A 4,238-nucleotide genomic window follows, 5' to 3' on the forward strand; every position below is an offset into this window, starting at 1 on the left:
GGCAAGAGGCAAGAGGCAAGAGGCAAGAGGCAAGAGGCAAGAGGCAAGAGGCAAGAGGCAAGAGGCAAGAGGCAAGAGGCAAGAGGCAAGAGGCAAGAGGCAAGAGGCAAGAGGCAAGAGGCAAGAGGCAAGAGGCAAGAGTCTTACCAATTACCAATTACCAATTACCAATTCTCAATCTTTTATGAAAATCTCAAATTTTAGTGTATTTTGGCTAGTGCTGCATGAATTCTGATTCTGCTAAACCTGATGAAATAAATTCTGAATTTCCTAAGTCAGAATCAATTTTTCATCAGGTTGATAAAAAGGTAAATAATTCTCATTCTGTCCCAGACAATGTAGATGTTGCTGATTCTGCTAAACCTGATGAAATAAAGTCTGAATTTCTGAAATCAGAATCGGTTTTTTATCAAGTTGATCAAGAGGTAAATAATTCTAACTCTGGCAAGATAAATACAGATTTTGCTGATCATAAAGTAGAATCTAGTCCCATTATCCCTACTAATTCAGAGTTAAATTCTGTAATTGCTTATTTAAAGGGTAATTCTGCTGCTGAAAATCCAGAATTTAATATTCCTAATGAGGGGGAGACTGGTGCTATTTTAGCTAATTTACCAAATACTGATTTAGAATTAATAGAACAAAAGGTAGATCATAATATTCAAGTTCAGTTAAAAACTGAAGGAGAGCGACTATTATTAATTTTGCCCACCGAGTTGCAAGTACCGGCATCAGAATTTAATTGGGGGGAAATTTGGCAACAAATGAAACAGCGTCTCAATGCGGGCGATCGCTTACGGAAACCAAATACATTCCTGCATCTAGTAGCCAAAGATAGATTGTTAGATAACAGACAATTGCAAGATTTGGCAGAAACTTTAAATACATACCAAATTCAACTAAAATCTGTAGCTACCAGTCGAAGACAAACTGCGATCGCCGCTTGTACCCTGGGTTATTCCGTAGAACAAATCCAACTCCAAACATCCCTCACCTCGGATATTCAACCGACTCCCAGCGCCCTAGCAGATGCCCTCTATCTGCAAATGACGGTCAGATCAGGTGTGGAAATTCGTCATCCCGGTACGGTAATCATCTTGGGAGATATCAATCCTAGTGGTATCGTCATTGCCGATGGGGATATTCTCATTTGGGGACGATTGCGGGGAGTTGCCCATGCTGGTGCCGGTGGGAATCGGGAATCTCTGATCATGGCTTTGCAAATGGAAGCAACCCAATTGCGAATAGCTGATGCTGTTGCTAGATCCCCAGAAAAAACCCTCACCGGCTTCTTTCCTGAAGTTGCACATATTACACCTGAAGGAATTCGCATTGTTAAAGCCGATGATTTTTCCCGCAGTCAATTAAGTAGTCGAATGCAATTAATTACACAAAATCTGATCTAAAATTCTTGCCCAGTTAAGAATCTACAGCAGCTTTTAACAGTCAGCAGTAAAACCCTTTCGGTGCAAGGTTTGATAATTAATATTTGTACCTCATTTACCTGCAATATACTGGATATGTAATTAATTTCTGTTAGGTTACTAAATTAGAATCAATCAATAGCAATAAAAATATTTTATTGTTGTTCCCTGAACTTTCATAAAGCATTATCATGACTCGCATTATTGTCATTACCTCCGGTAAAGGGGGAGTCGGTAAAACCACAGTTTCAGCTAATTTAGGGATGGCTTTAGCCAAAATAGGCAAACAAGTAGCCTTAATTGATGCAGATTTTGGGCTGAGAAATTTAGATTTACTTCTAGGACTAGAAAATCGTATTGTTTATACAGCAGTAGAGGTCTTGGCAAGGGAGTGTCGTTTAGAACAAGCTTTAGTTAGAGATAAACGACAACCTAATTTGGTACTTCTCCCAGCTACCCAACATCGCAACAAAGAATCCGTTACACCCGACCAAATGAAGTTACTGGTAAATGCTTTAGCGCAAAAGTACCAGTATGTGATGATTGACTGCCCCGCAGGAATTGAAATGGGGTTTAAAAATGCGACTGCACCCGCTAAAGAAGCCCTAATTGTTACCACTCCCGAAATTTCCGCCGTCCGTGATGCTGACAGGGTAGTGGGATTACTCGAAGCCCAAGGTGTCAAAAAAATTAACTTAATAGTTAACAGGATTAGACCGGCAATGGTACAGGCAAATGATATGATGTCTGTAGAAGATGTTCAGGAACTTCTCGCCATCCCCATAATTGGAATCATCCCCGACGATGAGCGGGTGATTGTTTCTACCAATCGTGGCGAACCTTTAGTATTATCAGACACTTCCTCTTTAGCTGCCACCGCTTTTGAGAATATTGCTCGGAGATTGGAAGGGGAAACTGTCGAATTTCTGGAGCTTGACTCATCTAATAACAACATCTTCTCTCGGTTGAGAAAGATGTTGTGGTCAAAGATTGTTTAATTTACTTGCCAGTGTTTCTGCCTTACACATACCCGCAATGATTCTTGAAATTTTAGAAAAATTTTTTGTTCGTAGTCCCGATAACAGCCGCGATGACGTTAAACGTCGTTTGCAAGTGGTAATATCCCATGACCGTGCGGACTTAGACCCCCAAACTTTAGAAAAAATGCGTCGGGAAATCCTGGAAATCGTTTGTCGCTATGTCGAAATAGAAACAGACGGTTTAGAGTTTTGCCTAGAAAGCAGCCAACGGACAACAGCTTTAATTGCTAATTTACCAATCCGTAGGATTAAAGAAAGCCTAGATGAAACGGTTCTAGAAAGTAGTGATATCTTACTGTAGGGGCGCAGGGTCTGCGCCCTGAATTGTCTGGGATTGGACATTAAAAAGCGAATGGCGGCATTAATTTGACCACCTTCCCATGACTTGACCAATCACCGCCAATTCTGACATTAATTTATCAAACAGGTCTGGGGTTAAAGATTGGGGTCCATCCGATAAGGCTTTAGCTGGATTGGGATGTACTTCTATCATTAACGAATCCGTACCTGCTGCGATCGCCGCCATAGCCATAGCAGGGACAAACTCAGACCAACCCACACCATGACTAGGATCAATCATGATGGGTAAATGGGTCAATTTTCGCAATACTGGTACAACCGATAAATCCAGGGTATTGCGAGTATACTGACGGTCAAAAGTTCTAATTCCCCGTTCACACAAAATTACATTGGCATTACCCGCCGCTAAAATATACTCAGCCGCCATTAACCAATCTTCAATAGTGGCAGCCATACCGCGTTTTAACAGCACTGGTTTGGGTTGCGCTCCCACTTTCTTCAGCATGGAGAAATTCTGCATATTTCTCGCCCCCACCTGAATCACATCGGCAACTTCGCCAATTTTCTCCAAATCTTCCGTATCCATAACTTCGGTGATAATCCCCAACCCGCTGACTTTCCGCGCGGTTGCTAACAATTCCAAAGCGCTTTCACCATGACCTTGAAAAGCATAGGGTGACGTGCGGGGTTTATAGGCGCCACCTCGCAGAAACTTAGCTCCTGCCGCCTTTACCCGCAGCGCCGTTTCTACAATCATCTCTTCATTTTCCACAGAACAGGGTCCAGCCACAACTACCAAAGGATGATGTTCACCAAACACCACATCACCTTGAGGAGTATTCACCACCACTTCAGAGGCTTGTCCGTGACGGAACTGACGACTGGCTCGTTTATAGGGTACTTCCACTCGTAATACTTTCTCAATCCATTGACTCAATTCTTGAATGCGGGGGGGGTCTAAATCAGCCGTTTCCCCAACTAAAGCAATGACCACCTTATGTTGACCAATAATTTTTTCTGGAGTTAGTCCCCAGCCTGATAATTCTGTGGTAATCCGATTTATTTCTTCCTGTGGGGAACCAACTTTCATGACGATAATCATTTACGAGTTCCTTTTTTAAGTAAATTTTTGATTAACTAACTTTAGATTAACAACAAAAACTCATGAAAAAAAACAGCAATTCTCATTTTGAAAAAAATAAGATAAAATTCTCTTAATTTAAGTGTAAACCCTGTATTAAATTATTCTTTTTTAATAGATAATTATCATCCGACGCTGGAGATAGATAGGGTTTTAAAAATCTTTAAAAATCTAGACATGAAGAATTGATTTCAACTTACCAATCTAGCTGAAATTCTAAGCAAATTTATAGTTTTTTGAATAAATAACTTTCTCCTCCTCTTTCAATATATTGACATTTTTCAACCAGAATTTATTTTTTTAAATGGGACATATTCCCTGAGAATAAATGAG

The 4,238-nt window shown here is 40.6% G+C and carries 5 protein-coding genes; 4 read left to right on the forward strand and 1 reads right to left on the reverse strand.

The features are described from left to right. The 4 genes from AN486_RS26175 to minE all read left to right on the forward strand — a co-directional run. A partial coding sequence (locus AN486_RS26175) for a hypothetical protein (RefSeq protein WP_290603019.1) occupies positions 1 to 188 on the forward strand: 188 nt, incomplete at its 5' end. Positions 189 to 224: 36 nt separating this feature from the next. After that, complete coding sequence (gene minC, locus AN486_RS26180) at positions 225 to 1,406, forward strand: septum site-determining protein MinC (protein WP_205748427.1); 1,182 nt, start codon at positions 225 to 227, stop codon at positions 1,404 to 1,406. A gap of 209 nt (positions 1,407 to 1,615) precedes the next feature. Next, a complete protein-coding gene (gene minD / locus AN486_RS26185; protein ID WP_053539858.1) occupies positions 1,616 to 2,422 on the forward strand; it encodes a septum site-determining protein MinD in 807 nt (268 codons plus the stop codon). Between the two features lie 37 nt (positions 2,423 to 2,459). Next, positions 2,460 to 2,765: a cell division topological specificity factor MinE gene (minE, locus tag AN486_RS26190; RefSeq protein WP_027404040.1), complete on the forward strand. Its 306-nt coding sequence runs from the start codon at positions 2,460 to 2,462 to the stop codon at positions 2,763 to 2,765. A gap of 60 nt (positions 2,766 to 2,825) precedes the next feature. On the opposite strand, the gene aroF is transcribed toward minE, so the two are convergent. Further along, positions 2,826 to 3,866 (reverse strand): 3-deoxy-7-phosphoheptulonate synthase, encoded by a 1,041-nt coding sequence (gene aroF, locus AN486_RS26195; protein ID WP_053539859.1) that lies wholly within the window; start codon positions 3,864 to 3,866, stop codon positions 2,826 to 2,828. Between the last annotated feature and the right edge of the window lie 372 nt (positions 3,867 to 4,238).

Origin of the sequence: Anabaena sp. AL93 (assembly GCF_001672085.1) — a bacterium.
In the GTDB taxonomy this organism is placed as follows: Bacteria; Cyanobacteriota; Cyanobacteriia; order Cyanobacteriales; family Nostocaceae; genus Dolichospermum; species Dolichospermum heterosporum.